The 24746-nt window shown below is 68.9% G+C and carries 27 protein-coding genes; 15 read left to right on the top strand and 12 right to left on the bottom strand.

Features of this window, described 5'->3' with window-relative positions; translation table 11 throughout:
* Window positions 1-76: 76 nt before the first annotated feature.
* The 8 genes from K344_RS0113535 (at window position 77) to K344_RS0113500 (ending at window position 7027) form a co-directional block, all read left to right on the top strand.
* Window positions 77-322: a type II toxin-antitoxin system CcdA family antitoxin gene (locus tag K344_RS0113535; protein WP_028081117.1), complete on the top strand. Its 246-nt coding sequence runs from the start codon at window positions 77-79 to the stop codon at window positions 320-322.
* Window positions 323-631 (top strand): CcdB family protein, encoded by a 309-nt coding sequence (locus tag K344_RS0113530; RefSeq protein ID WP_028081116.1) that lies wholly within the window; start codon window positions 323-325, stop codon window positions 629-631.
* 144 nt (window positions 632-775) lie between these two features.
* A complete protein-coding gene (locus K344_RS0113525; RefSeq protein ID WP_028081115.1) occupies window positions 776-1294 on the top strand; it encodes an RNA polymerase sigma factor in 519 nt (172 codons plus the stop codon).
* Window positions 1291-2094, top strand: a complete 804-nt coding sequence (locus tag K344_RS0113520) for a FecR family protein (RefSeq protein WP_028081114.1) — start codon at window positions 1291-1293, stop codon at window positions 2092-2094. The genes K344_RS0113525 and K344_RS0113520 overlap by 4 nt, the downstream gene beginning before the upstream one ends.
* A gap of 97 nt (window positions 2095-2191) precedes the next feature.
* A complete protein-coding gene (locus tag K344_RS21720) occupies window positions 2192-4621 on the top strand; it encodes a TonB-dependent siderophore receptor (RefSeq protein ID WP_051362222.1) in 2430 nt (809 codons plus the stop codon).
* A 21-nt stretch (window positions 4622-4642) separates the two neighbouring features.
* A complete protein-coding gene (locus K344_RS21715; protein WP_043114475.1) occupies window positions 4643-4972 on the top strand; it encodes a hypothetical protein in 330 nt (109 codons plus the stop codon).
* 148 nt (window positions 4973-5120) lie between these two features.
* Window positions 5121-6707, top strand: coding sequence for a PepSY-associated TM helix domain-containing protein (locus K344_RS21710; protein WP_051362221.1), 1587 nt, complete (start codon window positions 5121-5123; stop codon window positions 6705-6707).
* A complete protein-coding gene (locus K344_RS0113500; RefSeq protein WP_051362220.1) occupies window positions 6704-7027 on the top strand; it encodes a DUF3325 domain-containing protein in 324 nt (107 codons plus the stop codon). Before K344_RS21710 ends, K344_RS0113500 begins: the two co-directional genes overlap by 4 nt.
* Before the next feature lie 141 nt (window positions 7028-7168).
* On the opposite strand, the gene K344_RS21705 is transcribed toward K344_RS0113500, so the two are convergent.
* Complete coding sequence (locus tag K344_RS21705) at window positions 7169-8497, bottom strand: OprO/OprP family phosphate-selective porin (RefSeq protein WP_211234545.1); 1329 nt, start codon at window positions 8495-8497, stop codon at window positions 7169-7171.
* A gap of 147 nt (window positions 8498-8644) precedes the next feature.
* On the opposite strand from K344_RS21705, the gene modA reads away from it, so the two are divergent.
* From modA to K344_RS0113470, 5 genes are all read left to right on the top strand, one after another.
* Entirely contained in the window at window positions 8645-9403 is a 759-nt protein-coding gene (gene modA / locus K344_RS0113490) for a molybdate ABC transporter substrate-binding protein (RefSeq protein WP_028081112.1), read from the top strand.
* Between the two features lie 255 nt (window positions 9404-9658).
* Window positions 9659-10369, top strand: a complete 711-nt coding sequence (pyrF, locus tag K344_RS0113485; protein ID WP_028081111.1) for an orotidine-5'-phosphate decarboxylase — start codon at window positions 9659-9661, stop codon at window positions 10367-10369.
* The gene (gene hemE / locus K344_RS0113480) at window positions 10366-11436 is read left to right on the top strand and encodes a uroporphyrinogen decarboxylase (RefSeq protein ID WP_028081110.1); all 1071 of its coding nucleotides are present in this window, start codon (window positions 10366-10368) and stop codon (window positions 11434-11436) included. The genes pyrF and hemE overlap by 4 nt, the downstream gene beginning before the upstream one ends.
* A gap of 50 nt (window positions 11437-11486) precedes the next feature.
* Window positions 11487-12419, top strand: a complete 933-nt coding sequence (gene yihG / locus K344_RS0113475; RefSeq protein WP_028081109.1) for a 1-acylglycerol-3-phosphate O-acyltransferase, YihG family — start codon at window positions 11487-11489, stop codon at window positions 12417-12419.
* A 140-nt stretch (window positions 12420-12559) separates the two neighbouring features.
* Complete coding sequence (locus K344_RS0113470) at window positions 12560-13498, top strand: DegV family protein (protein ID WP_028081108.1); 939 nt, start codon at window positions 12560-12562, stop codon at window positions 13496-13498.
* 13 nt (window positions 13499-13511) lie between these two features.
* Here the strand turns inward: K344_RS0113470 and K344_RS0113465 are convergent, their stop codons facing one another.
* From K344_RS0113465 to K344_RS0113455, 3 genes are all read right to left on the bottom strand, one after another.
* Entirely contained in the window at window positions 13512-14615 is a 1104-nt protein-coding gene (locus K344_RS0113465; RefSeq protein ID WP_028081107.1) for a 5-(carboxyamino)imidazole ribonucleotide synthase, read from the bottom strand.
* Window positions 14612-15082 (bottom strand): 5-(carboxyamino)imidazole ribonucleotide mutase, encoded by a 471-nt coding sequence (purE, locus tag K344_RS0113460; protein ID WP_051362217.1) that lies wholly within the window; start codon window positions 15080-15082, stop codon window positions 14612-14614. The genes K344_RS0113465 and purE overlap by 4 nt, the downstream gene beginning before the upstream one ends.
* Before the next feature lie 258 nt (window positions 15083-15340).
* Window positions 15341-16078, bottom strand: a complete 738-nt coding sequence (locus K344_RS0113455) for an SIMPL domain-containing protein (protein WP_028081105.1) — start codon at window positions 16076-16078, stop codon at window positions 15341-15343.
* A 186-nt stretch (window positions 16079-16264) separates the two neighbouring features.
* Here K344_RS0113455 and sufT point away from each other — a divergent pair, with 186 nt between their 5' ends.
* Together sufT and apaG are read left to right on the top strand one after the other, a co-directional pair.
* On the top strand, window positions 16265-16813 hold the full coding sequence (sufT, locus tag K344_RS0113450) for a putative Fe-S cluster assembly protein SufT (RefSeq protein WP_028081104.1): 549 nt from the start codon (window positions 16265-16267) through the stop codon (window positions 16811-16813).
* Window positions 16814-16832: 19 nt separating this feature from the next.
* The gene (gene apaG, locus K344_RS0113445; protein WP_028081103.1) at window positions 16833-17219 is read left to right on the top strand and encodes a Co2+/Mg2+ efflux facilitator ApaG/CorD; all 387 of its coding nucleotides are present in this window, start codon (window positions 16833-16835) and stop codon (window positions 17217-17219) included.
* 16 nt (window positions 17220-17235) lie between these two features.
* Here apaG and K344_RS0113440 read toward each other — a convergent pair whose 3' ends face one another.
* The 8 genes from K344_RS0113440 to K344_RS0113405 form a co-directional block, all read right to left on the bottom strand.
* Complete coding sequence (locus tag K344_RS0113440) at window positions 17236-17679, bottom strand: hypothetical protein (protein WP_028081102.1); 444 nt, start codon at window positions 17677-17679, stop codon at window positions 17236-17238.
* Window positions 17676-18308, bottom strand: a complete 633-nt coding sequence (locus tag K344_RS0113435; protein WP_028081101.1) for a LysE family translocator — start codon at window positions 18306-18308, stop codon at window positions 17676-17678. The genes K344_RS0113440 and K344_RS0113435 overlap by 4 nt, the downstream gene beginning before the upstream one ends.
* Before the next feature lie 109 nt (window positions 18309-18417).
* Window positions 18418-19236 (bottom strand): bifunctional DNA-formamidopyrimidine glycosylase/DNA-(apurinic or apyrimidinic site) lyase, encoded by an 819-nt coding sequence (mutM, locus tag K344_RS0113430; protein ID WP_028081100.1) that lies wholly within the window; start codon window positions 19234-19236, stop codon window positions 18418-18420.
* Window positions 19237-19280: 44 nt separating this feature from the next.
* Window positions 19281-20186, bottom strand: a complete 906-nt coding sequence (locus tag K344_RS0113425) for a DUF4340 domain-containing protein (RefSeq protein ID WP_169729299.1) — start codon at window positions 20184-20186, stop codon at window positions 19281-19283.
* A gap of 10 nt (window positions 20187-20196) precedes the next feature.
* A complete protein-coding gene (locus K344_RS0113420; RefSeq protein ID WP_028081098.1) occupies window positions 20197-21579 on the bottom strand; it encodes a GldG family protein in 1383 nt (460 codons plus the stop codon).
* Between the two features lie 30 nt (window positions 21580-21609).
* Window positions 21610-22353 (bottom strand): ABC transporter permease, encoded by a 744-nt coding sequence (locus K344_RS0113415; protein ID WP_028081097.1) that lies wholly within the window; start codon window positions 22351-22353, stop codon window positions 21610-21612.
* A 204-nt stretch (window positions 22354-22557) separates the two neighbouring features.
* Window positions 22558-23499, bottom strand: coding sequence for an ABC transporter ATP-binding protein (locus K344_RS0113410; protein ID WP_028081096.1), 942 nt, complete (start codon window positions 23497-23499; stop codon window positions 22558-22560).
* 137 nt (window positions 23500-23636) lie between these two features.
* Window positions 23637-24518, bottom strand: a complete 882-nt coding sequence (locus K344_RS0113405) for a lysophospholipid acyltransferase family protein (RefSeq protein ID WP_028081095.1) — start codon at window positions 24516-24518, stop codon at window positions 23637-23639.
* Window positions 24519-24746 lie beyond the last annotated feature (228 nt).

Here is a 24746-nt window from a genome sequence, read left to right as displayed (position 1 = left end):
GCCCGGGATGTCGTCCATGCTGGCCCGATCCGCTGCGAATGCGCATAATGTGTGCGCAATCTATGGAGTACCGGCCATGACCATGCCATCATCCGCCGCGGACCCGCGCCGCCGCCTCAATCTCAGCATTCGCGAAAGCCTGATCGAGGAGGCGCGCGAGGCCAACTTCAACCTCTCGCGCTTCCTCGAAGAAAAACTGGAGCAGGCGCTGCGCGAGGAAAAGGGCCGGCGCTGGCTGGAGGAGAACCGTAAGGCACTGGCGGATTATCGAGCGCGCGTGGAGCGTGAGGGCGCGTGGAATCAGGATATGGTTTCGCTTTAGATGGCGCAGTTTCGCGCTTACCGGAATCACCGCCGCAGCCGCGACCGGGTTCCCTATCTGCTCGACGTGCAGTCCGACCTGTTCGATCTGGGTACGCGGCTGATCGCACCGCTGGTCCTTGAGCGGCACTTTACCGGCCGTATGGCGCGCCTCCATCCGGTACTGACGGTGGAACAGTGCCGTGTCGTGATGTCCGCGGCCGACCTTGTCGCCCTGCCGGTCCATGACTTGCGCGACGAAGTCGCGGACCTGAGCGCGGCGCGTCAGGACATTCTCGCCGCGGTCGATTTCCTGATCTCCGGCTACTGAGCGCGGCGGCACCCCGTGCGCCTATACTGGCGCCTCATTTCCCGCCTCAGCCAGCGTCCAGCAGCCAGGGTATCCACGGATACGGGCTGCCATGGCAAGACGATTCCCCTGCTCGTTGCGTGCTGATTCCGGCAGGCCGCGGCCATGAAGCCCGCCACCGAAACGGCGCTGATCGCCGCGCTCGTCGAAAGCTACGAAGCGCTGGTCGACCGCCTGCGCTGGCGCTTCGCCAGCCACAACGAGGCGCGCGACGTGGTCCACGACGCCTGCCTCAAGCTGCTGGAAGCGCCGCCGCAGGCAGCGATCCGCAATCCGCAGGCCTTCCTGCAGCGCGTGGCGACGCATCTGGCGATCGATCACCATCGCATCGAATCCGGCCGCCGCCGCCTGCTGCCGCTCGATGCCGGCGCCGACGTGGAGCAGGCGCCGGTCTCCGGTCCGGAAGAAGCGTGCGAAGGCGAACAGACCCTGCGCGCGCTGCTCGCCGCGATCGGCGACCTGCCGCCGCGCTGCCGCGACGTCTTCATCCTGCACAAGCTCAACGACGTGCCGCAGCGCGAGATCGCGCGGCGGCTCGGCATTTCCCAGAACATGGTCGCCAAGCACATCATGCGCGCCATGCAGACCCTGCGGCCCCTGATCGATGCGGACTCACGCCCATGACAGCGCCCGATCCGCTCGCCCCGTACAAGGCCGCGCTGCGCGCGCATTACCCGGAGCCGGAGGTGATCTACCGCGCCGCCCGCCGCCGCCGCGCGGCGCGGCGCACCTTCGCCGTCGCCGTGATCGCCATCGGCGCCGCGTTTCTGGGCTGGCGCGATCCCGCCTACCGCACGCAGAGTTTCCAGACCGCCATCGGCGAGCACCGCGACTGGACACTGGCCGACGGCAGCCGCCTGTCACTGAACACCGGCAGCGCGCTGCGCGCCGAATGGCACCTGCGCTCGCGCCGGCTCACGCTGCTGCGCGGCGAGGCCGCGTTCGACGTCGCCGCCTCAAAGCTGCGGCGCTTCAGCGTCGCCGTGGACGACGTCCGGATCACCGACATCGGCACCGTCTTCGCCGTGCGGCAGGCCGATGCGCGCATCCGCGTGCAGGTCTTCGCGGGCGAGGTCGAAGTCCGCTCGCCGGACGGCATCCAGCGCCTCGGCGCCGGCAGCGGCATCGAGCTGGACCACGGCAAGCTGCGCTCGGCGGCCACGGTGCGGATGCAGGACCTGGCGTGGCGCGAAGGCCGCATCGTCTTCGACGGCACGCCGCTGGCCGAGGCCGTCGCCGAGATCGCCCGCTACCGCCGCGCGCCGGCCCGCATCGCCGATGCAGGCGCCGCGCAACTGCGCATCTCCGGCCAGTTCGACACCGCCCGTCCCGACGCCATGCTCGATGCGCTGCCGCGCATCCTGCCGGTGGACCTGCGGCGCACGGCCGACGGCGGCGTCGAGATCGGTCTGCGCAAATCCTGAAAACCGCGCCGGCACGCAAAAAAGAATTCACGGCCGGCATCCATATCCGCAGCTGCCGTTCGGCAAACCCGGCACACCCGTTCCGCCAGGAGTTGCCGTGCGCCCGTTCCGCCTCGTTTGCCTGCTGCTGTCCGCCGCCCTGCTCGCGCCGGCGGCGGCTTACGCGCAGGCCGCCGCCCACCTCGACCTGCCCGCGCAGCCGCTCGATCAGGCGATCAACGCGCTGGCGCAGAAAACCGGCATCCAGATCGTGTTCCCGACGGACCTCGCGGCGGGCCGCAGCGCTCCGGCGCTGAGCGGCGAATTCACGCCACGCGAAGCGCTGGAGCGCTTGCTTGCGGGTTCGGGGCTGGCCGTCGAACAGCAGCCGGACGGCACCTGGCTGATCGTCCGGCCGCCGAGCGAAGGGGCGACGCTGATGCAGGCCGTGCACGTGACGGCGGACGCGCCGCCCGACGACGTGACGGAAGGCACCGCTTCCTACACGGTGCGTTCGGCGAGCACGTCCACCCGCCTGCCGCTGTCGCCGCGCGAAACGCCGCAGTCGGTCAGCGTCATCACGCGCCAGCAGATCGAGGATCGCAATTTCGTCACGCTCGACGATGCGATGGAAGTCGCCACCGGCATCACCTCGTCCACCGCCAATGCGAACACGGTTTCCTATACCGCGCGCGGCTTCTCGATGACCAGCAATCTCGTCGACGGCATGCCCGCCCTCGGCAACGCGTACTCCGGCTATGTGCCCAATCTGGCGTTTTATGATCGCGTCGAAGTGCTCCGCGGTTCCGCGGGACTGGTTTACAGCACGGGCTCCGCGGGAGGCACCGTCAACCTGGTGCGCAAGCGTCCGGCGGTGGAGCCTCAAGTCAGTGTTTCGCTGCGGCGCGGACGCTGGAACAACAACTACGCGGAAATCGATGTCGGCCGCGCGCTGAATGCCAGCGGCAGCCTGCGGGGTCGTGCCGTCATGACCTACGAGGACCGCGAAACTTTCATCGACCTCGAAGACTCACGCCGTCCGTCCGGGTACGGCATTGTTGAGCTCGATTTGAGCGAAAGCACCACGCTCAATGCCGGCGGCAGCATCGAGCGATACGACGGCAATATTGCGATCAACGGCCTGCCGCGCTACAGCGATGGCCGCGATCTCGGCCTGCCGCGCTCCTCGCGCGGGATGGCGCCGGCCTGGAATCGCTACTACACCGATGTCGATACCCTGTTCGTCGGCCTGGACCAGCGTTTCGGTGAACGCTGGTCCTTGCGTCTGAATGCTGATTTCCAGAATCGCGTGCAGGGTGGAGCGATGACCAGCACCATGATGGCCGTCGATCCGCTGACACAACGGGTTCCGGCCTACGGCGCTCTTTTCTACCTGCGGCGCTCTCCGGCGAAAGTCTCGGCCTATGACCTGATGCTCAATGGCCGCTTCGACCTGCTCGGGCGCACGCATGAACTCGTGCTGGGCGGGACGCGCTCGGAATTCGTCAATCAGAGGGAGCGCAGCGCCACCGCCGCCTCGTCGCCGATCACGCAGACGATCTTCGAGTTCGATCCCTGGTCGGTACCGTCACCCGCATTCGGGCCGCTCACGCTCGGTAACACCGAGTCCAGTTCCATCGATCAGGCGGTATACGGCACAGCGCGCTGGAGTCTGACGGACTCATGGAAGCTGATCACGGGCCTGCGCTTGAGTACGGCGATCAGCGAATCGAAGGATCACGCGGCGCATACCAAGACCAAGGACGAGGACAAGAACCAGCTGACGCCGTTCGCGGGGCTGGTGGCCGACCTTTCCGAGCACTGGTCCGCCTATGCCAGCTACGCTGAAATTTTCCGCGTCCAGAACACGCAGTACACCGCGTCGGGCGATCCGCTCAAACCGGCGGTCGGCATCAACTACGAAGCTGGCGCAAAGGGCGAATTTTACGACGGACGCCTCAATACCTCGTTCGCCGCGTTCCGCATCGACGAGGAAAACCGCTCGCAGCTTGATCCCGACAACCTGCAGCCTTGCGCCGGCTCGCCGACCGGCGGCGACTGCTACCTCGCACAGGGCAAGGTGCGCGCTCAAGGTTTGGAGACGGAACTCTCCGGCGAGATGCTGCCAGGGCTGAACGCGGTGGCCGGCTACACCTACGTCAAGACGAAGTACCTGCGTGACCGCACACGCACCGGCGAGCCGAGCAGCAACGAAGGCAAGCCGTTCCGCAGCACCACGCCGGAACACCTGTTCAAGCTCTGGGCGACCTATCGTCTGCCCGGCGCCTGGAACGCATGGAACATCGGCGGCGGCGTGAACGCGCAGAGCGATATCTACAACCTGAGCGGCACCAACCGCATCACGCAGGGCGGGTATTCAATCTGGAGCGCGCGCCTCGGCTATCAGGTTGATCCGCACTGGAACCTGAGCCTCAACGTCAACAACGTCACCGACAAGACCTACTACCAGCGGCTCGGCACGCTGACGAACGGCAACCGTTACGGCGAACCGCGTAACTGGATCGTGACGGTGCGCGGAAAGTTCTGAAGCCAAGGCGCAGGCATCGCGATGACGGCGGGCAAGCATGGATCGGGGCGTTCATCGCGCGTCCGTGGCGGACGCGCGCATCGCCTCGCTGTCCTCTCGCGCGTGCTCGCCGCCGTGTTCGGCGGCTACCTGCTGACCTCGCTCGCCACGGCGCTGCTCGCGCACCTGCTGCCGGGGCCGCGCGCCGAGTCGGTGCTGGCGGCGACGATGCTGAGCTTCGCGCTGTACGCGGGCATCGTGCTCTGGGTATTCGCGGCGAACAGCGCCGCGCGGGTCTGGCGCGGGCTGGGCATTGCGATCGGCCTCAGCGGCGCGGTGCTGCTGCTGGTGCAGCGAGGGTTCTGCGTTTGAACCGGCGTTCCGCCATGAGAAAAAGTCCCGCTCCCCGATTCGCTCCCGCAGGCGGCAAAGGGAGTTCAACGCCGGCGCGCTTGAGAACGAGATCCCGCCGCCGCCTGCGGGAGCGAATTGGAGAGCGGGCAGCATCAGGGGCAAGCCAGTGAAAGACAGCTTCCGCCAGGGCATGGCCTGGCTGCACACCTGGACCGGCCTCGTCGTCGGCTGGGTGCTGTATTTCGTGTTCGTGACCGGCACCGCCGGCTACTTCTACAGCGAAATCGATCGCTGGATGAAGCCCGAACTGCCGATGGCGACGCCTTACGTGGAACCGGCGCGCGCGGTGGCGCTGGCGCAGGCGCATCTGCAACAGCGCGCGCCGGACGCCGATTCCTGGGCGATCAACCTGCAAGGCGGGCGCAACAGTCCGAACCTCAGCGTGTCGTGGCGCGATCGCACGGGGCAGGGCGAGGCGCGCGGGCGGCACCGGGTGCGGAGCGAAGTGCTCGACGCGGCCGGTGCCGTGGTGCCCGGCGCCCCGCCGCGCGACACCGGCGGCGGCTTCGTGCTGTATCGCATGCACTATCAACTGCATTACCTGAACTACGACACCGCGGTGCTGATCGTCGGCTTCTGCACGATGGTCATGCTGGTGGCGATCATCACCGGCGTCATCACGCACAAGAAGATCTTCAAGGACTTCTTCACGTTCAGGCCGGCGAAGGGGCAGCGCTCCTGGCTCGACGCGCACAACGTCATCAGCGTCACCGCGCTGCCGTTTTTCCTGATGATCACCTACAGCGGTCTGGTGTTCTTCCTGTTCACGTACATGCCGGCGGGCCTCGCGAGCGTTTACGGCATCGGTGAGCGCGATACGTTCTACAGCGAGCTGAGTCCGGGCTTTACGCAGGTCGAGCGCAGCGGCGTCGCACAGCCTCTGCCGCCGCTGCTGTCGCTGCTCACCGAGGCCGAGCGGCGCTGGGGCGCGGGCAGCGTCCGCAATCTCAGCGTGCAGATGCCGGGCGATGCGAATGCGCGGATCAACGTCCTGCGCCGCGACGGCGCGAATCTCGCGCGGTCGGAACGGCTGACGTTCGACGTGCACGGCACGCTGCTCGACGCGCCTGCAGCCGAGCGCGCCGCGAGGGCGACGCAGAACGCGATGCTGGCGCTGCACGAGGGCCATTTCGCCGGCCCCGTCTTGCGCTGGCTGTACTTCGTCTCCGGCGCGCTCGGCGCCGCAATGATCGCAACGGGTCTGGTGCTGTGGACGGTGAAGCGCCGGCCGCAGCAACTCAAGGCGGGCCGCACGAGCTTCGGCCACGGACTCGTCGAACGGCTGAACCTCGCGACGGTCGCCGGCCTGCCCTGCGCGATCGCCGCATATTTCTGGGCGAACCGCCTGCTGCCGGCGACGCTCGCCGCGCGCGCGGACTGGGAGGTGCATGCCTTGTTCATCGCCTGGGCGCTGGCCTTCGTTCACGCCGCGCTGCGGCCGACGCGGCGCGGCTGGTGCGAGCAGTTTGCGGCGGCGGCGCTGCTGTTCGCGCTGTTGCCGCTGCTCAACGCGCTGACGAGTGAACGACATCTCGGCGTGACGCTGCCGCATGGCGACTGGGTGCTCGCAAGCTTTGATCTGACGATGCTCGCGCTCGGCGCGCTGTTCGCGACGCTCGCATGGAAGCTGCGCTCTCGCGCCTCCGCCGCGTGCGCGCCGCGCCGCGATGAGGGCTCGCCGGAGCCGGCATGATCGCGCTGGCCTTCACGCTCGGCTACGCGGGCTTTCTCGCGCTATGCCTGTCGATGTCGCGCCACCAGCGCGAGATCGTCGGCAGGACACTGCCCGAATCTCGAGCTCCGTGGCTGCGTCTGGCAGGCTGGGCACTGCTGCTCGCCTCGTTCGCCGCGTCGGCCACGCACGGCGGCGTGCCGATCGGCGCGGTGCGGTGGTGCGGGCTGCTCACGGCTGCCGCGCTGTTTGCCGTGTTGATGCTGTCGTACGCGCCGCGGCGGATGCTGGCGGCTGCGCTGCTGCTGTCGTTGCTGTCGTTGCCGTCGCTCATTGTGTAGCCGTCAGGCGGCGTCCGCCTTTCATGGCATGCCAGGAAAGGCGAACACGACGTCAGGCCAACTGCCCGCTCCAGTGCCGGACAAGGCGGCATAGGCCGCAATGAGGCCGCCGCCGCGCTTGTCCGGCGCCCGGCGCGGGGCTCAGAACGCGAGCTGCAGGCGCATTTGGTAGACCGACGGCTTCTGGTCGTCGTACGTGCCGCCGTCGAGCTTCAGCACTTTCACGTAGTTCGCGCTGATGCGCATGAAGGCGTTGAGGTACCAGGACACCCCGAGCGTCATGTCGCGCATGTTGCCGCCGGTCACGCTGCCGTCGTTGAGATCGAGCTGCGAGATGCGCGCCGCCGCTTCGAACGCGCCCCAGCCGCTGGCGCCGAACGACTTGACCGGCTTGATGCCGTCGAACACGCCCCTGTCGACCTTGTACGGTCGCACTTCGCCGGTCAGCGTGTACGCGAACTGCAGGTACCAGGTGGTGAACGCCAGATCGTCCTGACCGTTGTCGCGCTCGACCTTGATCCATTCGTATTCGCTCTGCAGCGAGGCCGGCCCGCAGGCACCGGCGAGTTCGGTGCCGACGATGCGGAAACTCGTCACGTCGAGCATCGCCTTGGTGCTGAGAAAGCTGGGCGCCTGATTCGATTCCGGCTTGGCGCTGAACGCGACGGCGCTGGTCGCGGCGGGCGGCGTGCCGTTGTTGTCGGCGGTCGGCTTGCGCCAGGTGGCGCCGAGACCGAGATGGACGACCGCCTTCTCGGTCAGATACGGCGCGGCGGTCGCACGGGCGGCGGCGCCCCAGCCTTCATCGCCCGAACTGCTGTCGCCGAGCGGTGCGCCGAAAATGCCGCCGGCCATCGACCAGTGCGTGCCGGAATCCGAGAGCTGGACGCCGGGCGCGCGCACGATCAGCGGCGAGACGATGTAGAACGGCAGGGCGCGTTCCATGAATGTCGCGCTCTTGTCCTGGCTCAGCGCTTCCATCGAGAACGAGGGCTTGAACTGGCCGATCGTCACCGTGAACGGCTTGAGCCGCGTATAGGCGACGTAGGCGTCGGTGACCTGCGTGACGGCCGCGGACTTCGCGAATTCGTATTCGACGCGGTATTGCCAGTCCTTGAACAGCGTGCCGCCGAGTGACAGCCGCGAGCGGCGCAATTCGGTGCCGTCCGATAGATCGCTGCCGTCGGCGTCGAACGCCGCGTAGTCGATCTGCTGAAGCGCGCCGACCTGCAGCGAGAACGCGCCGTCGGCGGACGCGAACTTCAGGCCGTCATCGGTCGACAACGTCGGTGCCGAAGATTTCGGCTGCTGGTCCTTCAGCTTCGCGTATTCGTCGGCGCTGATGACGCCTTTGCGCGCGAGCGTTTCGAGCAGATCGTCCTTGGCCAGCACCGGCGCCGCGTGCGCGGCGGCGAGTGCGAGCAGCAAGGAGCCTGAGGCCGAGCGAGCGGCCCGGATGTATCGCTTCATCGGTGTTTCTCCCAGGATGTTGGCTGATTCAGGCGAGCTGCTGCGTCGGAGTCGCCTTGCATGAGGCATGCGTTATATAGTTAAGTACATAACGAAGCCCGTCGTCCAGACCATCCACGAAAACCCCAGAGCTCGATCATGAAAGCCATGCTGCGCGGCCTGTGGCCGCTATTGGGCGCCCTGCTGCTGATATCGGCGGCGCACGCCGCCGGGCCGGCACGGATTTACGCGGCGGCGAGCCTCACGACCGCGATCAACGATGCCGCCCAGCAATGGCAGAAAGCCGGCCATGCGGCGCCGCTCACGGTCTATGCGGCGTCGTCGACGCTCGCCAAGCAGATCGAGGCCGGCGCGCCGGCCGACCTCTTCGCTTCGGCCGATCTGTCGTGGATGGACTACGTCGAGAAGGCCGGTGCACTGCGGCCCGGCACGCGCCGCAATCTGCTCGGTAATGCGCTGGTGCTGATCGCGCCGAAAGGCCGGGCGCCGGCCGGCATCCGCCTCGAAGCCGGCTTCGACCTGCCGGGCGCGTTCGAGGGCCGCCTGTGCACCGGCGAGCCGGGCGTGGTGCCGGCCGGCATCTATGCGCAGGAAGCGCTGACCACACTCGGCTGGTGGGAGGCGCTGAAGCCGCGCATCGTCGGCACCGATGACGTGCGCACGGCGCTGGCCTTCGTCGAGCGCGCCGAGTGCCCGCTCGGCATCGTCTACGCGACCGACGCGGCGATCAGCGACCGGGTGGAGATCGTCGCCACCTTCCCGGAAGGCTCGCACAAGCCCGTCGTCTATCCGTTCGCGCTGCTCAAGGACGCCTCGCCGGAGTCGGCCGCGTTCTACGCCTTCCTGCAGTCGCCGGCGATGGCGGCGACGTTCTCGCGCTACGGCTTCACGCCGCTGAAGCCGTGAGCGGCGTCGGGATTCGCGCCCGTCCCCGTCCGCCCGGCGACGGGTGAGCCCGCGGGCAAGGCCTGCGCGGCACCGCGCGCCCGCATCGCGGCGCGACGGGAGAAGGGAATTTGCCGGACCCGGCGGCAGCGCGCCGCAGGGCTCGGCCGGCGTATCGGCGGGCGCCGACGCGCGCGCCGGTTGCCGTCGGCGTCACGGGGGCGGACAATTCGCGGCTAGCTCTCCGAAACACGCGTCTTCTCTCCCGGACCTCCCATGATTGCCGCGCAGGATCGCCTGATCGCCGCGCTCGACGTGCCGACCGCCGCCGATGCCCGCCAGCTCGTCGCCACGCTCGGCGACGCGGTGCACTTCTACAAGATCGGCCTCGAGCTGCTGATGGCGCCGGGCTTCTTCGAGCTGCTCGCGGCGCTGAAGGACCAAGGCAAGAAGGTGTTCGTCGACCTGAAGTTCTTCGACATTCCGGAAACCGTCGCGCGCGCCGTGCGCAATCTGTCCGAGCGCGGCGCCGACTTCTGCACGATCCACGGCAACCAGTCGATCATGGAAGCGGCGGCCAAGGCCAAGTCCGGCAACACCAGGGTGCTCGCGGTGACGGCGCTGACCAGCCTCGACCAGGGCGATCTCGACGACCTCGGCTTTCAGTGCAATGTCGCCGAGCTCGTGCTGTCGCGGGCGCGTCGCGCGCTCGCCGCCGGCTGCGACGGCGTGGTGTCCTCGGGCCTCGAAGTCGAGAAGCTGCGCGCCGAGGCCCCGCGCGAACTGATCTGCGTGACGCCGGGCATCCGCCCGGTCGAGAACCGCGTCGAAGCCGACCAGAAGCGCATCATGACGCCGAGCGCGGCGATCAGGGCCGGCGCCGACTATCTCGTCATCGGCCGGCCGATCCGCGACGCCGCCGATCCGCGCGCGATGGCGCAGCAGATCCAGGCGGAAATCGTCGCAGCGCTGGGGGCGCGCGCATGAGCACACGCAAGTTGCAGAACGACCGCTTCCTGCGCGCGCTGAAGCGCCAGCCGGTGGACTACACGCCGGCCTGGATGATGCGCCAGGCCGGCCGCTACCTGCCGGAGTACCGCGAGAGCCGCAAGAAGGCCCGCGACTTCATGGCGCTGTGCCGCAACCCGGAGCTGTGCTGCGAAGTGACGCTGCAGCCGCTCGCGCGCTTCCCGCTCGACACCGCGATCCTGTTCTCCGACATCCTGACCATTCCCGACGCCATGGGGCTCGGCCTGCGCTTCGTCGAAGGCGAAGGCCCGGTGTTCGAGCGGCCGCTGCGCGACGAGCGCGCGATCGCGCAGCTGCCGGTGCCCGATCCGCACACGGAGCTGCGCTACGTCATGGACGCGGTGGCGACGATCCGCGGCGCGCTCGGCGACCGGCTGCCGCTGATCGGCTTCTCCGGCAGCCCCTGGACGCTGGCGACCTACATGGTCGAAGGCGCCGGCGGTTCGGATTTCCACACCATCAAGCGCATGGCCTACGACGCGCCGGAGCTGCTCGACGCGCTGCTCGCCAAGCTCGTCGCGTCGGTGAGCCTGTACCTGGAAGCGCAGGCCGCCGCCGGCGCCGACGCGCTGATGGTGTTCGACACCTGGGGCGGCGTGCTGGCGCCGGCCGATTACCTGCGCTTCTCGCTGCAGCCGATGGCGAAGATCGTCGCGCACCTCAAGCGCGTGCTGCCGGAGGTGCCGGTGATCCTCTTCACCAAGAACGGCGGCCAGCACCTGGAAGCGATGGCCGACACCGGCGCCGACGCGCTGGGCCTCGACTGGACGACCGATCTCGGCGCCGCGCGCGCCCGCGTCGGCCACCGCGTCGCGCTGCAGGGCAATCTCGATCCGGCCTGGCTGTACGCCGCGCCGGCGAAGATCGAGGCGGCGGTGGCGCGCACCCTGGCGAGCTTCGGCCATGGCGAGGGCCACGTCTTCAATCTCGGCCACGGCATCACGCCGTCGGCGCCGCCCGAGCATGCGGCGGCGATGATCGAAGCCGTGCGAAACTTGAGCCCGGCCTACCACAGGGCCGGCTGAACCCAGGACGGCGCGGGCCCGCGTGAGCCGGCGCAAAGCGAGGTGCCGCGATGTTTTCGGTGATCTTCCCTCCCAGCGTCGTCGGCCTCATCACCGGCGCGGCGATCCTGACGACCACGGTCGGCGCCTTCGCGCTGATGATTCCGGCACTGCTGCTGAAGCTGGTTCCGTACCCGCCCCTGCAGCGCGCCTGCAGTCATTACTGCGTGTGGATCGCGAGCAACTGGGTGTCGATCAACAAGGTGATGATGCGCCTGCTGCACGCCGTGCAGTGGGACGTCGCGATCCGCACGCCGCTCGATCCGCGGCGCAACTATCTGCTGATCGGCAACCACCAGTCCTGGGCCGACATCCTGCTGCTCTTCGATCTCCTGCACGGCCGCGTGCCGTTCCCGCGCTTCTTCCTCAAGCACGAGCTGAAGTATGTGCCGGTGATCGGCCTCGCCTGCTGGGCGATGGATTTTCCCTTCATGCGCCGCTACAGCAAGGCGCAGCTCGACGCGCGGCCCGAGCTGAAGGGCCAGGATCTCGAAGCGACGCGCCGCGCCTGCGAGCTCTACCGCAGCGAGCCGGTCACGGTCATCAACTTCCTCGAAGGCACGCGCTTCACCGAGGCCAAGCGCGTCGCCCGGCAGTCGCCGTACCGCCATCTGCTGCGGCCGAAGGCCGGCGGCATGAGCTTCACGCTCAATGCCATGGGCGAGCAGTTCGCCGGCATCATCGACGTGACGATCGCCTACCGCCCGAGCCGCCGCGCCTATCTCTGGGGCTGGCTCAGCGGCGAGCAGGACCAGCTCGCCGTGCACGTCGACGTCCTGCCGATTCCGGCCGAGCTGATGCACGGGGATTATGAGAGCGACCCGGAGTTTCGCGCGCGTTTCCAGGCCTGGATCAACAGCATCTGGATGCGCAAGGACGACCGCCTCGAGCGCATGCTGAAGCTGCGCCCGGCGATGCAGGCGCCGCGTCCGGCGCACGGCTGAGCGGCCGCGCGCGGCGCGCCGGCGGCGGCCGCCATCCGCCGCCGCGCTTCAGGGCGTGCTTTCGCCACGTTCGTCAGCCCGCCGGCGGCGCATCGCCGGGCGCCGCGCATAATCGCCTGCCATCCTGCACCGGAGCCCCCATGCGTGTCGGCGTCGTCACGGACGCGACCTGCGATCTGCCCGCCGAATTCCTGCGCGCCCACGACATCGGCGTGCTGCCGGTGACGATCCAGCTCGGCGACGAACGCTTCGACGACGTGCGCGATCGCCGCACGACGCGGCGCTTCTATGCCGAGCAGCTGGCGGCGCGCGGCTTCGAGGCGAACACGCAGGCCTATGGCGTGGACCAGCTGCGCGCGCTCCTGCTGCGCCGCGTGGTGCCGTTCTACGACTACGTGTTCTGCGTGACGATCAGCGCGACGCGCAGCTCGATGTTCGAGAACGCCGCCAAGGCCGCCTTCGTGATCCTCGCCGACGAGCAGTCGGCGCCGTCCGGGCGCGGCCCTTTCGTGCTGCGCGTGATCGATTCGCGCTCGATGTTCAGCGGCACCGGCGTGCTGGTCGCCGAAGCGGCGAAGTGCGCGCGCGCCGGCATGACGCCGTTCGAGCTGCGCCGCCATCTCGACGTGATGCGCGATCAGCTCTGCGCCTACATTGTGCCCGGCGATCTCTACCATCTGCACCGGCGCGCGCAGAAGAAGGGCGAGAAAAGCGTCGACTGGTTCAGCTATGCGCTCGGCGCGACGCTCGATCTGCGCCCCGTCATCCTCGGCTATCAGGGCGATACGCAGGCCGTGGCGCGCGTGCGCGGCTACGACCAGGCCGTCGAACGCACGTTCGCGCACGTCGCGCGGCAGATCGAGACCGGCGATCTGCGGACGTCGCACGTCTGCGTCAGCTATGGCGGCGAACCGGCGGAACTCGACGTGCTGCCCGGCTACGCGCCGCTGCGCGAAACCGCCGCGCGGCACGGCATCGAGCTTCTGCCGAGCGTGATGTCGGCGACGGCGGCGGTCAACGTCGGCGCCGGCTGCGTCGCGGTGGCCTACTGCGGCGGCCTGCAGCCGTTCCGCGACTAGGGTCGGCGCGCGCTCAGGATTCGGCCGCCGCGACCAGCGTCTGCAGCCGCGCCAGGCGCTCGGCCAGCGCGGCGGCATCGTCCGCGGTGACCGTGGCGTGGCCGACCTTGCGCTGCGGCTTCGGCGTCTTGCCGTAGTGATGGATGTGCACGCCGGGAATCGCGGCGAGCGCTTCGTTTTTCGGCGTGTCGCCGATGAAGTTGACCATCACCGACAGGCCGCGCAGCGCCGTCGAGCCGAGCGGCAGGCCGGCGATCGCGCGCAGGTGGTTCTCGAACTGCGAGCAGACCGCGCCCTCGATGGTCCAGTGCCCGGAATTGTGGACGCGCGGCGCGATCTCGTTGGCCAGCAGCTTGCCGCCGGTCGAACCGCCGGCGACGAAGAACTCGAAGGCCAGCACGCCGACGTAGCCGAGATGCGCGCAGACACGGCGCGCGTAATCCTCGGCGTCCTTCTGCAGCGGGTCGTCGGCTTTCGGCGTCGCCGTGCGCAGGATGCCGTCGCGGTGCACGTTCTCGACGACCGGATAGAAGCGCATCTCGCCGTCCTTGCCGCGCACGGCGAGGCAGGACAGCTCGCGCTCGAACGGCACGAAGGCTTCTAGGATCAGCGGCTGGCCGCCGAGCCGCGCCCAGGCGGCGTCGAGATCCCCGGGCTTCTTCAGCACCGCCTGGCCCTTGCCGTCGTAGCCGAGGCGGCGCGTCTTCAGCACCGCCGGCAGGCCGATGTTCTTGACCGCGAAGTCGAGCGCCTCGCGCGTCGCCACCGGCATGTAGCGCGGCACCGGAATGCCGAGCTTGTCGAACAGCGATTTCTCGGAGAGGCGGTCCTGGCCGACGGACAGCGCGACCGGCGCCGGCAGCAGCGGAATGCGCGCGGCGACGAATTCGGCGGTCTTCGCCGGCACGTTTTCGAACTCGTAGGTCGCCACGTCGACGGCGACGCAGAATTCGGCGAGCGCGCGCTCGTCGACGTAGTCGGCGTGGATGTGCGTGCCGAGCGGCGCCGCGCAGGCCTCCGTCGCCGGATCGAGGAAGACGAAATCGAAATCGAGCGGATAACCCGCCAGGGCCAGCATCCGTCCCAGCTGGCCCGCGCCGAGAATGCCAACTTTCATGCGGGAAGCTTCAGCGGTTCGTCGTCGAGGACCTTGGCCGTCTGCGCCTTGCGGAAGCGGTCGAGCCTGGCGGCGAGGCGCTTGTCGTTCGTCGCCAGGATCGCGGTCGCCAGCAGCGCCGCATTGGTGGCGCCGGCCTTGCCGATCGCCAGCGTGCCGACCGGGATGCCGGCCGGCATCTGCACGATCGACAGCAGCGAGTCGAGCCCGTTGAGCGCCTTGCTCTGCACCGGCACGCCGAGCACCGGCAGCCTCGTCTTGGCGGCGCACATGCCCGGCAGATGCGCCGCGCCGCCGGCGCCGGCGATGATCACCTTGATGCCGCGCGCGGCGGCCTGCTCGGCATATTCGAAGAGCAGATCGGGCGTGCGGTGCGCCGAGACGACGCGCGCTTCGTAGGCAACGCCGAGCTCGTCGAGCGTCTGCGCGGCGTGCGCCATCGTCTCCCAGTCGGAGCGGGAGCCCATGATGATGCCGACGACGGCGGCAGGGACGGCGGTAGATGTGCGGCTGGCCACTTTCGGCCCCTTCGGAAAACGCGGGGGGGAAAGTGCAGCATTATCGCATTGCATGACGGCAAGCGCACTGCGACGCCATGCGGCGCCGGTGAAGCGCCGCCGAGCGCCGAGATTTTAGGGCGTCGTTTGAGCCATTAGTCGATCAAATAAAACAAGCGGACCGCCCCGCCGCACCGCCGGGGCAGCCCGCACGCGCCATCGGCGCGCTCAGCGCTCGATCAGATCGAACTCGGCCGACACCGAGGCGCTGTACTTGATCTCGCCGCCGGAGAAGCCGAGCTGCTCGTTGCCGCTGCCGGCGTCGGCGGCCTCCGCCATCGCCATGGTCTTGTAGGCGATCGGCCGCGGCGGCGCGACGGCCTCGTTGGCGCGGATGCTGCGCACGCTGCCGAGCTTCACGTTGAGCGTGTCGGCGAGCAGCCTGGCGCGCGACTGCGCGTCCTGCGCGGCCTTGGCGAGCGCCTGGCGCTGCAGCTCGTCGCTGCGGCTCGATTCGAGCTGCGGCGGGCTGACGTGATTGACGCCGGCCTTGGTGGCGCGCAGCACGTAGTCGCCGAGCTTGTCGAGATCGGTGATGACGACCTCGATGTCGCGGCGCGCGCGGTAGCCGACCAGCTTCTGCTGGCGCAGCTTGTCGTCCCAGACGTATTCCGGATTGATGCTGATGCCGGCGGTGGAGATCTGCTCGTCCTTCGAGCCCAGCGCCTTGGCCTCGGCGAGGTAGGCGCGGACGATGGCATTGACCTGCGACTCGGCGGTCTTCAGATCGGCGTTGAGCGCGTCGGCGGCGAGGTTCAGGCGCGCGCGGTCCGGCTTGACGCTGACCTCGCCGTCGCCGTTGACGGCGACCAGGCGCGGCGGCGCGTCGGCGGCGCGCGCGGGCAGCGTCGCGAACAGGCTGGTGGCGGGCAGCACGGCGCACAGCATCCAGGCGATTCTTCTCATGATGGGGGTCTCGGTGGCAGGTGGCGTCCGCAGGACGGACGCGCCCGATGATAGAAGGCGATCGGGTCGCCAAGCTGAACGAAAGGCTTGAAACTGCCGCGCGCCGCCACAACCGAAGGCGGGGCTGGTTTAAAATTGTCCGTCCACGATCTGTCTCGTGCCGCCCGGCGCGATCGCAAGCAAGCCATGAGCGCCTTCCACGAACCCGTCACCCTCACGCGTGACGTCATCGGCATCCTGATCCCGCAGGGGACCAAGGTCGAACTGCCGGAAGGCGCCAAGGCGCAGATCACGCAGGCGCTCGGCGGCAGCTTCACCGTGCAGGTCGAGGGCCACCTGTTCCGCCTCGAGGGCAAGGACGCCGATGCCATCGGCCAGGAAATCGCCAGGGGCCCGGACGTCGCCGCCGACGCCAGCGACGAGGACATCGAAAAAGCCGTCTGGGATCAGCTGCGCACCTGCTACGACCCGGAAATCCCGGTCGACATCGTCGAGCTCGGCCTCGTCTACGAGTGCAAGGTCGAGGCGATCGAAGCGGGCAGGCGCCGCGCGACGGTGCGCATGACGCTGACCGCGCCCGGCTGCGGCATGGGCGACATTCTCGTCGCCGACGTCAAGAGCAAGATCGAGCAGATCCCGACCATCGCCGAAACGGACGTCGAGCTGGTCTTCGATCCGCCCTGGAACCAGTCGATGATGTCGGAAGCCGCCAAGCTCGCCACCGGCATGTATTGATCGACGCAAGGACGCCACGATGTCGGACACCGTGACCCGCAACATCCGCATCATCGTCAAGCCGCGCTTCGTCGCCGAGCAGTCCGATCCCGGCGCCGGCCACTACCTCTTCGCCTACCACATCACCATCCGCAACGAAGGCACGGACACCGTGCAGCTGCTGTCGCGGCACTGGGTCATCACCAACGGCGAGGGCCACGTCGAGGAAGTGCGCGGCCCCGGCGTCGTCGGCTACCAGCCGGTGCTCGCGCCGGGCGAAGAATTCCAGTACACGAGCGGCTGTCCGCTCGGCACGCCGGTCGGCACCATGCACGGCGAATTCAACATGATCGTGTCCGACAGCCAGCAGCGCTTCGACGCCAGGATCGAACCCTTCCGGCTGGCGGTGCCGACGGCGCTGAACTGAAACGCCGGCGACGGCTTCAGTCGACCAGCAGGCGCGGTCGCAGCATCAGCAGCAGGAGCAGCATCGTCAGGCCGAAGGCCGGATCGAGGATCGCGCCGGGCCAGAAGCGGAAGGCGTAACAGAGCGCGAAGTCGAGCGGCAGCCAGGTCAGGAGCGCGGCGATCAGGGCGTCGCAGACCCAGCGCTGGCCGCGCCGCAGGCCGTGGCGCACGCCGAACCAGAACAGCAGGCCCCAGCTGGCGATGGTCGGGCCGATCAGCGCGGCCCAGAAGCGGTGCTCGGCGACCTGCGGAATCCAGCGATCGACGAGCGTGGTGCCGACCACCAGCAGCGGCCAGGCGAGCCCGCCGAGCACGTGCAGCAGGGCGAGCCCTTCCAGCGCCACGCACAGGCTGCGCTCGCGCGAGCCCAGCGAGATCGCGCCGCGCGGCGGTGGCGGCCAGGGGCGCGGCGTGCTCATGCAGGGCGGCTCGCCGCCGCGAGACGCAGGCCGAACAGCACGAAGGCGCCGCCGGTCAGGCGGTCGAGCGTGCGCACGGCGCCCGGGCGCATCAGCCAGCGCTTCAGCGGCTGCGTCGCGCAGACCAGAAGCAGGAACCACAGCAGGCCGAGCACGGCATGAATCGCCGCCAGCAGCGTGCTGAAGGCGACGACGCCGACGCCGGCCGGCACGAACTGCGGCAGGAAGCTGACGTAGAAGACACCGACTTTCGGGTTCAGCAGATTGGTCAGCAGGCCGCGCGCGAAGCCGGCGACCTGCGACGCCGGCGGCGCAGCCGGCGGCGCGGCGTCGATGCGCATGCGCGGCTTGCGCAGCAGCTGCACGCCGAGCCACAGCAGATAGGCCGCGCCGGCGCAGCGCAGCACGTCGTATGCGAGCGTCGAAACCGCGAACAGGGCGCCGAGCCCGAGCGCGACGACGAGGCCCCAGACCAGGCAGCCGACGCAGATGCCCAGCCCCGCGAGCAGCGCGCGCCGTGCGCCGTCGGCGATCGCCGTGCGCAGCACGAGCAGGGTGTCGAGGCCCGGCGTGATCGTCAGCAGGCCGGCGGCGACGGTGAACAGCAAAAGCGCCTGAGGGATCGTCATGCCCGATGGTTCACGCGTTGGCCGGGTAATTCATGCGCAGACTGTATGCGCAGGCGCGGCGCAAGGGAACGTCCGCAAGCGTGCGTCGTCCTGCGGCGGGCGGCCGGACTCAGCGCTGGCATTGCGGGCAATAGCAGGACGCGCGGCCGCCGAGCACCAGGCCCTTGATGGTCGTGCCGCAGACGCGGCAGGCCTCGCCGTCGCGGCCGTAGACGAACAGCTCCTGCTGGAAGTAACCGGAGGCGCCGTCGGCGCCGGCGAAGTCGCGCAGGGTCGTGCCGCCCCGTTCGACGGCTTCGAGCAGGACTTCGCGCACCTTGTCGACCAGCGTCGCGCACTCGGCGCGCGTCAGCCGGCCGGCGCGCCGCGTCGGCCGGATGCCGGCGCGGAACAGGCTTTCGGCGGCGTAGATGTTGCCGGCGCCGACGACGATGTGGCCGTCCATGATGAAATTCTTCACCGCCACGTCGCGGCCGCGCGACTCCCTGAACAGGTAATCGCCGTTGAACGCCGGATCGAAGGGTTCCGGCCCCATGCCGGCGAGCAGCGGATGCGCGTTCTCGGCGCGGCTCCACCACAGCACGGCGCCGAAGCGGCGCGGATCGTGGAAGCGGACCAGCTTGCCGGAATCGAGATCGAAGTCGACGTGATCGTGCTTCTTCAGCGGATGCGCGGCATCGAGCACCAGCATGCGGCCGGTCATGCCGAGGTGCCAGATCATGCGGTCGCCGGAATCGAGCCCGACGATGATGTACTTGCCGCGCCGTTCGAGCGTTTCGACGCGGCGGTCGGCGGCGTCGCGCGGCAGCGTCGCCGGCACCGGCCAGCGCAGGCGTGCGTCGCGGACGGTGACGCGCAAGAGGCGGCGTCCGCGCAGATGCGGCTCGAGGCCACGGCGGACGGTTTCGACTTCGGGGAGTTCGGGCATGGTTTTTCGTCCCTCTCCCGGTGCGCGGGGAGAGGGACGAAAGCTTAAGGCTTTGCGCTCGACGCTGCCGCTGCGGGCCGCGCGTCCTTCGCCGGTTCGCTCTCGGCCGGCTTCGGCGGCTCCGCCAGCTTCAGCAGCTTGTCCTCGTCGGCCTTCGACAGCGAGTAGCGGATCCTGAGGTCGGGACGGTCGATGATCAGCTGCGGTTCGCGGCTGACGAGCACGAGGTTCACGACGCCGTCCTTGAGCGTCAGCGTGATCGGTTCGCCCTTGCCGGCGTCGTCCGGCATCCTGGCGTTCCACATCGCGCGGGCGTGCTGCCAGGCGTCGACGAAGGCGGCGAGGGCATCCGTGGTCGCCGCGGCGGAGGCCGGCGTCGCGGCCCAGCTCTTGCCGTCGGCGCCGCGCGCGACGCTGAGGCCCGGCACTTCGATCTTGTCGATCTCGGCGCTGCCCGGCAGCAGTTCCTTGGCGACCAGGTCCGAGTAGTCGGCGTCGACCGATGTGCCGGACGGATCGTCGATCAGCGCGACCGTGTCGCCGTGCTTCACGTAGCGGCGGTACTCGAGCGGCTCGACATCGCCGAATTCCAGCTTCTGGTCGTTGAGGGTGACGGTGAACTGCGGCGGGTCGAGCTTGAGTTCGCCGAGCTTGACCTCGCTCGCAGGGAGCGTGCGGCGGGTTTCCTGCGTCGCCAGATTGACCAGCGTGGCGACTTCGAAGGGATCGGTCGCCGCCTGCACGGGTGCGACCAGCTTCCACAGCATGCCGTCCTTCTCGAGCTTCATGCTCGGCTGGCCGGGATGCTCGATCGTGATCGCCTTCACCGCGTCGGCGCCGAGCGTGGTGAGCGGCGCGCCTTTCTCTTCCTTCTTCTGCGTGAAGACCAGCGCCGCGGCGAGGCCGGCGACGACCAGCACCAGCGCGCCATTGATGGCCATGCGATTCATGATCATGCCCTCAGCGGCGACGGCGGACGGCCCAGCGCAGCACGCCGAAGCCGAGCAGCAGCAGCGGCAGCACGACGACGAAGCCGGCGGCGATCGCCATGGTCGCCCAGCCCGGCAGGTACAGCGCGGTGTCGGGCGCCTTCGGCACGTCGATGTTGAGCTGCGCGTCGCGGCTGGCCAGCCACTGCACGAGGTTGACGCCGAGCTGCTGGTTGCCGAGCTGGTCGAGGTAGGCGTCGGAGAGGAAGTCGGCGTCGCCGATCAGCGCGACGCGCTGCGGATGCGCCTTTTCCGCCGCGCCGTCCGCCGCCGGCTTGGCGTCGGCGGCGGCCTGCGGCTGGTATTGCCGCGTCAGCGTCGCGCCGATGGTCAGCGGACCCTTGATGTCCTTGTCGTCGAGGGCGATGGCGCCGGACTTGATGTCGCCCGTTTCCAGCCAGGCCGCCTCGTTCGTCGTCAGCAGCGGCTGCGCCTGCCAGCCCTGCGGGGCCTTCACCGTCAGCGAGCGCGCCAGCGGGAAGGCCGTGACCATGTCGAGGCCCTGCGTGACCGGGTTCGGCGGATAGCCGGTGGCGACGAAGAACAGCGGGTTGCTGATGCCGAGGGCCTGGTAATCCGGGAACACCGCGTAGCCGTTCTGCCAGCTCACGCCGAGTTCGCGCGCCAGCGGTTCGATGCCCGTGGGATAGTCCGGATCGGCGAGCCACAGCACGTTGCCGCCGTGCGCGACGAAGTCGGCGACGATCTGCGCCTCGCCCTCCAGCAGCTTGCCGGCCGGCGAGGCGATCACCAGCACGCTGGTGTTGTCCGGCACCTTCGGCGTCTTGACGAGGTTGAGGCCCTGGACCTTGAGACCCTTGTCCTTGAGCACCTGCGCGAACTTGTTGAACGAGGACTGGCCCGGCTCGCTCGTCGAGCGCTCGCCGTGGCCTTCGAGGAACACGATCCACTGCTCGCCGCCGTAGGCGAGGCGCTGCAGCGCCGTGGTGATCGCCGGCTCGGTCGTCGCGTCGAGCGTTTCGCGCCGGCCCTGGTACTCGGCGACGATCTGGCCGACGAAGGAGACGTTGTAGTCGCGCACCTTCTGCGGCTGCGCGCTCGGATCGATGAAGTCGATCGTGATGTCCTTCTTCGCGCGGATGTAGCGCTGCAGGTCGGCCTCGATCGCGTGCCGCGTGTCGGCGCCGCTCGGCGCGAAGACGTGGAAGACGATCGGGTCCTTCATCGACTCCAGCTGCTTGACGCTCGCCGCGGTCAGCGTGTTGCGCTTGCCGGCGGTCCAGTCGATGTCGGTCTTGAAGCGCACCGAGAGCACGCCGAGCAGGACGATGACGACGCCGATCAGCAGACCGTTGAACAGCTGCTGGGCGAGAACTTGCTTCTTCTGTTTCATGGCTCTTTTTTCCTTGATCTTGCGGACCGGCTAGTTGCGCTCGATGTCGAGGCGCAGCACCGTCAGCCACAGGAACAGGGCCGAGAACAGCAGGTAATAGACGACGTCGGCGCTCGCGAACACGCCGCGGCGCAGGCTTTCGAAGTGATCGATCAGCGACAGGTAGCTGAACACCTGGTGGAACGGCACGCTGTCGTTGTAGGCCAGGATGTTGGCGAGCCAGATCACCAGCAGCAGGCCGAAGCTCGCCACGGCGGCGATGGTCGGCTCGCGCGTCAGCGAGGACACGAACAGGCCGGCGGCGGCGAAGGCCGTCATCAGCAGGAACAGACCGAGCAGGCCGGCGGCGACGCGGCCCCAGTCGAGATGCGTCGACCAGGCCAGCGACAGCGGCATCAGCGCCAGCAGCAGGATGACCACGGCGACGAAGCCGAGCACGCCGACGAACTTGCCGAGCACGATCTCGGTGAGCGAGACCGGCGCCGAGAACAGCAGCGTGATGCTGCCGGTCTTCCGCTCCTCGGCGAACAGGCGCATGGTCATCAGCGGCATGATCAGCAGCAGCAGCACCGTCGAGAAGCCGTACAGCGAACCGGCGACCACGTCGGAGACGCCGAGATCGCTGTTCTCGCCGGCGGCGCCGGCGTACTGCAGCAGGAGGTTGATGAAGACGAAGCCGACGATGAACTGCACGACGGCCAGCACCGCCCAGGCGAGCGGCGACAGGAAGATGCGGCGCCACTCGGTGCGCGCGATGTTGAATATGGCGGTCATGACACGGTGCCCTGAGCGAAGCGAAGGTGGGTGCGGGAATGGCCGCCACGCAGCGACCCCCCGACGCGTTCGGAGATGACGGAACTCTGCGGAGCTGCGGTCATGACACGGTGCCCTGAGCGAAGCGAAGGTGGGTGCGGGAATGGCCGCCACGCAGCGACCCCCCGACGCGTTCGGAGATGACGGAACCTCGCGGCGCTGCGCTCATGCCGCGGCCCTCAGATCGCCCGACGTCAGTTCGACGAAGACTTCCTCCAGCGTGCGCTGCTGCGCGTGCAGCTCGACCAGGCCCCAGTCGAACTGCGCGGCGGCCCTGGCGATCGCCTCGCGCGGATCGGCGCCCTTGCGCGGGCTGATCAGGAAACGGCCGTTGCCGAGCGGGCTGGCGCCGTCGACGCCCTCGATGTCGGCGAGATACACCGCTTCCGGCGCGCGCTTGAAGCCGGCGACCACTGAGGCCTCGCCCTGCGTCGCCGCCATCGGTTCGTTGTAGACGACGAGGCCGCGGGCGATGATCATCACGCGCCCGCACACCGCCTGGATCTCCGGCAGGATGTGGCTCGACAGGATCACGCTGTGGCTCTTGCCGAGATCGGCGATCAGCGTGCGGATCTCGCGGATCTGGATCGGATCGAGGCCGACGGTCGGCTCGTCGAGGATCACCACCGGCGGGCGATGGATGATCGCCTGGGCGATGCCGACGCGCTGCTGGTAACCCTTCGACAGATTGCCGACCAGGCGATGGCCGACGTCGGACAGGCCGCAGTCGCGCTTGGCCGAGGCCAGCGCCGCGGCGAGCTCCTTGTTGGCGATGCCGTGCAGGCCGGCGCAGTAGCCGAGGTATTCGTCGACGGTCAGCTCCGGATAGACCGGCGGCTGCTCGGGCAGATAGCCGAGATGACGCTTGGCCAGCTTCGGCTGCTCGCGCAGCGACACGCCCTTGATGCGGATGTCGCCCTCGCTCGGCGCCAGATTGCCGGTCAGCATCTTCATCGTCGTCGACTTGCCGGCGCCGTTCGGGCCGAGCAGGCCCAGCACTTCGCCCTTGCGCAGAGTCAGGTCGAGATTGCTGACGGCGACGGTCGGACCGTAGCGGCGTGTCAGGCCACGCGCCTCGATCAGCACTTCGTTGTGTTCGGTATCCATGCCTTCTACGTTTCTGGTTTTTCGGTGGAGGTCGGCGATCTAGTCCTTACAGGACCGCTGAACGCTGGCACTGACCGTGATGCGCGCGCCGAGTTCCCGTCCCTGGCGAAATTGTCAGGCGGGAGTCCCGCCCGGAGCTAGCGCAGCGCGCGATACGGATTGGCGGCACCGTCGGGTTGATGGCGGTAGCGTTCGTATGCCCACCAGTACTGCTCGGGCATGCGCCGCACGACCGCCTCGATGCCGCGATTCAGCGCGGCGACGCCCGCGACCGGATCGGCGACCTCGGCCGGCGCCGGCGACAGGTGGAAGCGGTAGCCGCGGCCCCGGGGCAGGCGCTCGGCGATGCAGAACCACACCGGCGCGCCGCTGCGCGCGGCCAGCTTGCTGACCAGCTCCGTGGTGTGCGCCGTCATGCCGAACAGCGGCGCGAACACGCCCGAGCCCTTCGGCGGATCGTGGTCCGGCAGGATGCCGATCATTTCCTTGCGGCGCAGCGCGGTCAGCAGCGCCTTCACGCCGCCGCCGTCGGTCGGCACCAGGCGCGCGCCGAGCCGCGTGCGGCCGTCGTGCATGATGCGGTCGAGCGTGGCGTCCTTCTGCGGCTTGTACAGCGAGGTCATCGGGCCGCCGGCCGAGCAGAACAGGCCCGACAGCTCCCAGGCGCCGAGGTGCGGGCACAGCCAGATCACGCCGCGGCCCTCGTCGCGCAGCGCCTGCAGCTGGCGCCGGGCCGGCTCGTCGGCGAGCCAGCGTTCGAGCCGGCGGCGGCTGCCGAACCAGAAGGCCGGCGCCTCGAGCACCGCCTTGAACATGTGGCGCAGGCTCTCGCGCTCGATCCGCGCCCGCGTGCGCCGGTCGAGCGCCGGCAGACAATGTTCGAGATGCCAGCGCGTCAGGCGCCGCGGTTTGGACGGCACCCGGCTCAGCACGGTGCCGATCAGGTTGCCGAGGCCGTGCAGCAGCCATAGCGGTGCGGCGCCGCACGCGTGCGCCAGGAGTCGTAGCCACGAATTCATGGCGCGCGATTGTAAGGGCCTCGGGCGGCCGGCGCCGGCCGAAAAAAGGCCCGGTCCTTGCAGACCGGGCCGAGGCTTTGGAAATCCAAGATGCCCGCCGCAGCCTGCAAAGACCACGACGGACGATCGCAGCATAGGCGCGTTGCCCGCCGCCGCCATCGGCGCCGGAGCCGAGTGCTGTAGGACAATCACGCAAGGAAACGCCGCGCGGCAGCGGCGCCATGCTGA

Source organism: Solimonas soli DSM 21787 (assembly GCF_000474945.1).
Classification (GTDB): Bacteria; Pseudomonadota; Gammaproteobacteria; order Nevskiales; family Nevskiaceae; genus Solimonas; species Solimonas soli.
This window is presented reverse-complemented; position numbering and strand designations above follow the sequence as displayed.

Bases quoted from the DNA above. Each gene is read 5' to 3' on its own strand.
- K344_RS0113535 (WP_028081117.1), top strand. From the start codon at position 77: ATGACCATGCCATCATCCGCCGCGGACCCGCGCCGCCGCCTCAATCTC.
- K344_RS0113530 (WP_028081116.1), top strand. From the start codon at position 323: ATGGCGCAGTTTCGCGCTTACCGGAATCACCGCCGCAGCCGCGACCGG.
- K344_RS0113525 (WP_028081115.1), top strand. From the start codon at position 776: ATGAAGCCCGCCACCGAAACGGCGCTGATCGCCGCGCTCGTCGAAAGC.
- K344_RS0113520 (WP_028081114.1), top strand. From the start codon at position 1,291: ATGACAGCGCCCGATCCGCTCGCCCCGTACAAGGCCGCGCTGCGCGCG.
- K344_RS21715 (WP_043114475.1), top strand. From the start codon at position 4,643: ATGACGGCGGGCAAGCATGGATCGGGGCGTTCATCGCGCGTCCGTGGC.
- K344_RS0113500 (WP_051362220.1), top strand. From the start codon at position 6,704: ATGATCGCGCTGGCCTTCACGCTCGGCTACGCGGGCTTTCTCGCGCTA.
- K344_RS21705 (WP_211234545.1), bottom strand. From the start codon at position 8,497: ATGAAGCGATACATCCGGGCCGCTCGCTCGGCCTCAGGCTCCTTGCTG.
- modA (WP_028081112.1), top strand. From the start codon at position 8,645: ATGCTGCGCGGCCTGTGGCCGCTATTGGGCGCCCTGCTGCTGATATCG.
- pyrF (WP_028081111.1), top strand. From the start codon at position 9,659: ATGATTGCCGCGCAGGATCGCCTGATCGCCGCGCTCGACGTGCCGACC.
- hemE (WP_028081110.1), top strand. From the start codon at position 10,366: ATGAGCACACGCAAGTTGCAGAACGACCGCTTCCTGCGCGCGCTGAAG.
- yihG (WP_028081109.1), top strand. From the start codon at position 11,487: ATGTTTTCGGTGATCTTCCCTCCCAGCGTCGTCGGCCTCATCACCGGC.
- K344_RS0113470 (WP_028081108.1), top strand. From the start codon at position 12,560: ATGCGTGTCGGCGTCGTCACGGACGCGACCTGCGATCTGCCCGCCGAA.
- K344_RS0113465 (WP_028081107.1), bottom strand. From the start codon at position 14,615: ATGAAAGTTGGCATTCTCGGCGCGGGCCAGCTGGGACGGATGCTGGCC.
- purE (WP_051362217.1), bottom strand. From the start codon at position 15,082: ATGGGCTCCCGCTCCGACTGGGAGACGATGGCGCACGCCGCGCAGACG.
- K344_RS0113455 (WP_028081105.1), bottom strand. From the start codon at position 16,078: ATGAGAAGAATCGCCTGGATGCTGTGCGCCGTGCTGCCCGCCACCAGC.
- sufT (WP_028081104.1), top strand. From the start codon at position 16,265: ATGAGCGCCTTCCACGAACCCGTCACCCTCACGCGTGACGTCATCGGC.
- apaG (WP_028081103.1), top strand. From the start codon at position 16,833: ATGTCGGACACCGTGACCCGCAACATCCGCATCATCGTCAAGCCGCGC.
- K344_RS0113440 (WP_028081102.1), bottom strand. From the start codon at position 17,679: ATGAGCACGCCGCGCCCCTGGCCGCCACCGCCGCGCGGCGCGATCTCG.
- K344_RS0113435 (WP_028081101.1), bottom strand. From the start codon at position 18,308: ATGACGATCCCTCAGGCGCTTTTGCTGTTCACCGTCGCCGCCGGCCTG.
- mutM (WP_028081100.1), bottom strand. From the start codon at position 19,236: ATGCCCGAACTCCCCGAAGTCGAAACCGTCCGCCGTGGCCTCGAGCCG.
- K344_RS0113425 (WP_169729299.1), bottom strand. From the start codon at position 20,186: ATGAATCGCATGGCCATCAATGGCGCGCTGGTGCTGGTCGTCGCCGGC.
- K344_RS0113420 (WP_028081098.1), bottom strand. From the start codon at position 21,579: ATGAAACAGAAGAAGCAAGTTCTCGCCCAGCAGCTGTTCAACGGTCTG.
- K344_RS0113415 (WP_028081097.1), bottom strand. From the start codon at position 22,353: ATGACCGCCATATTCAACATCGCGCGCACCGAGTGGCGCCGCATCTTC.
- K344_RS0113410 (WP_028081096.1), bottom strand. From the start codon at position 23,499: ATGGATACCGAACACAACGAAGTGCTGATCGAGGCGCGTGGCCTGACA.
- K344_RS0113405 (WP_028081095.1), bottom strand. From the start codon at position 24,518: ATGAATTCGTGGCTACGACTCCTGGCGCACGCGTGCGGCGCCGCACCG.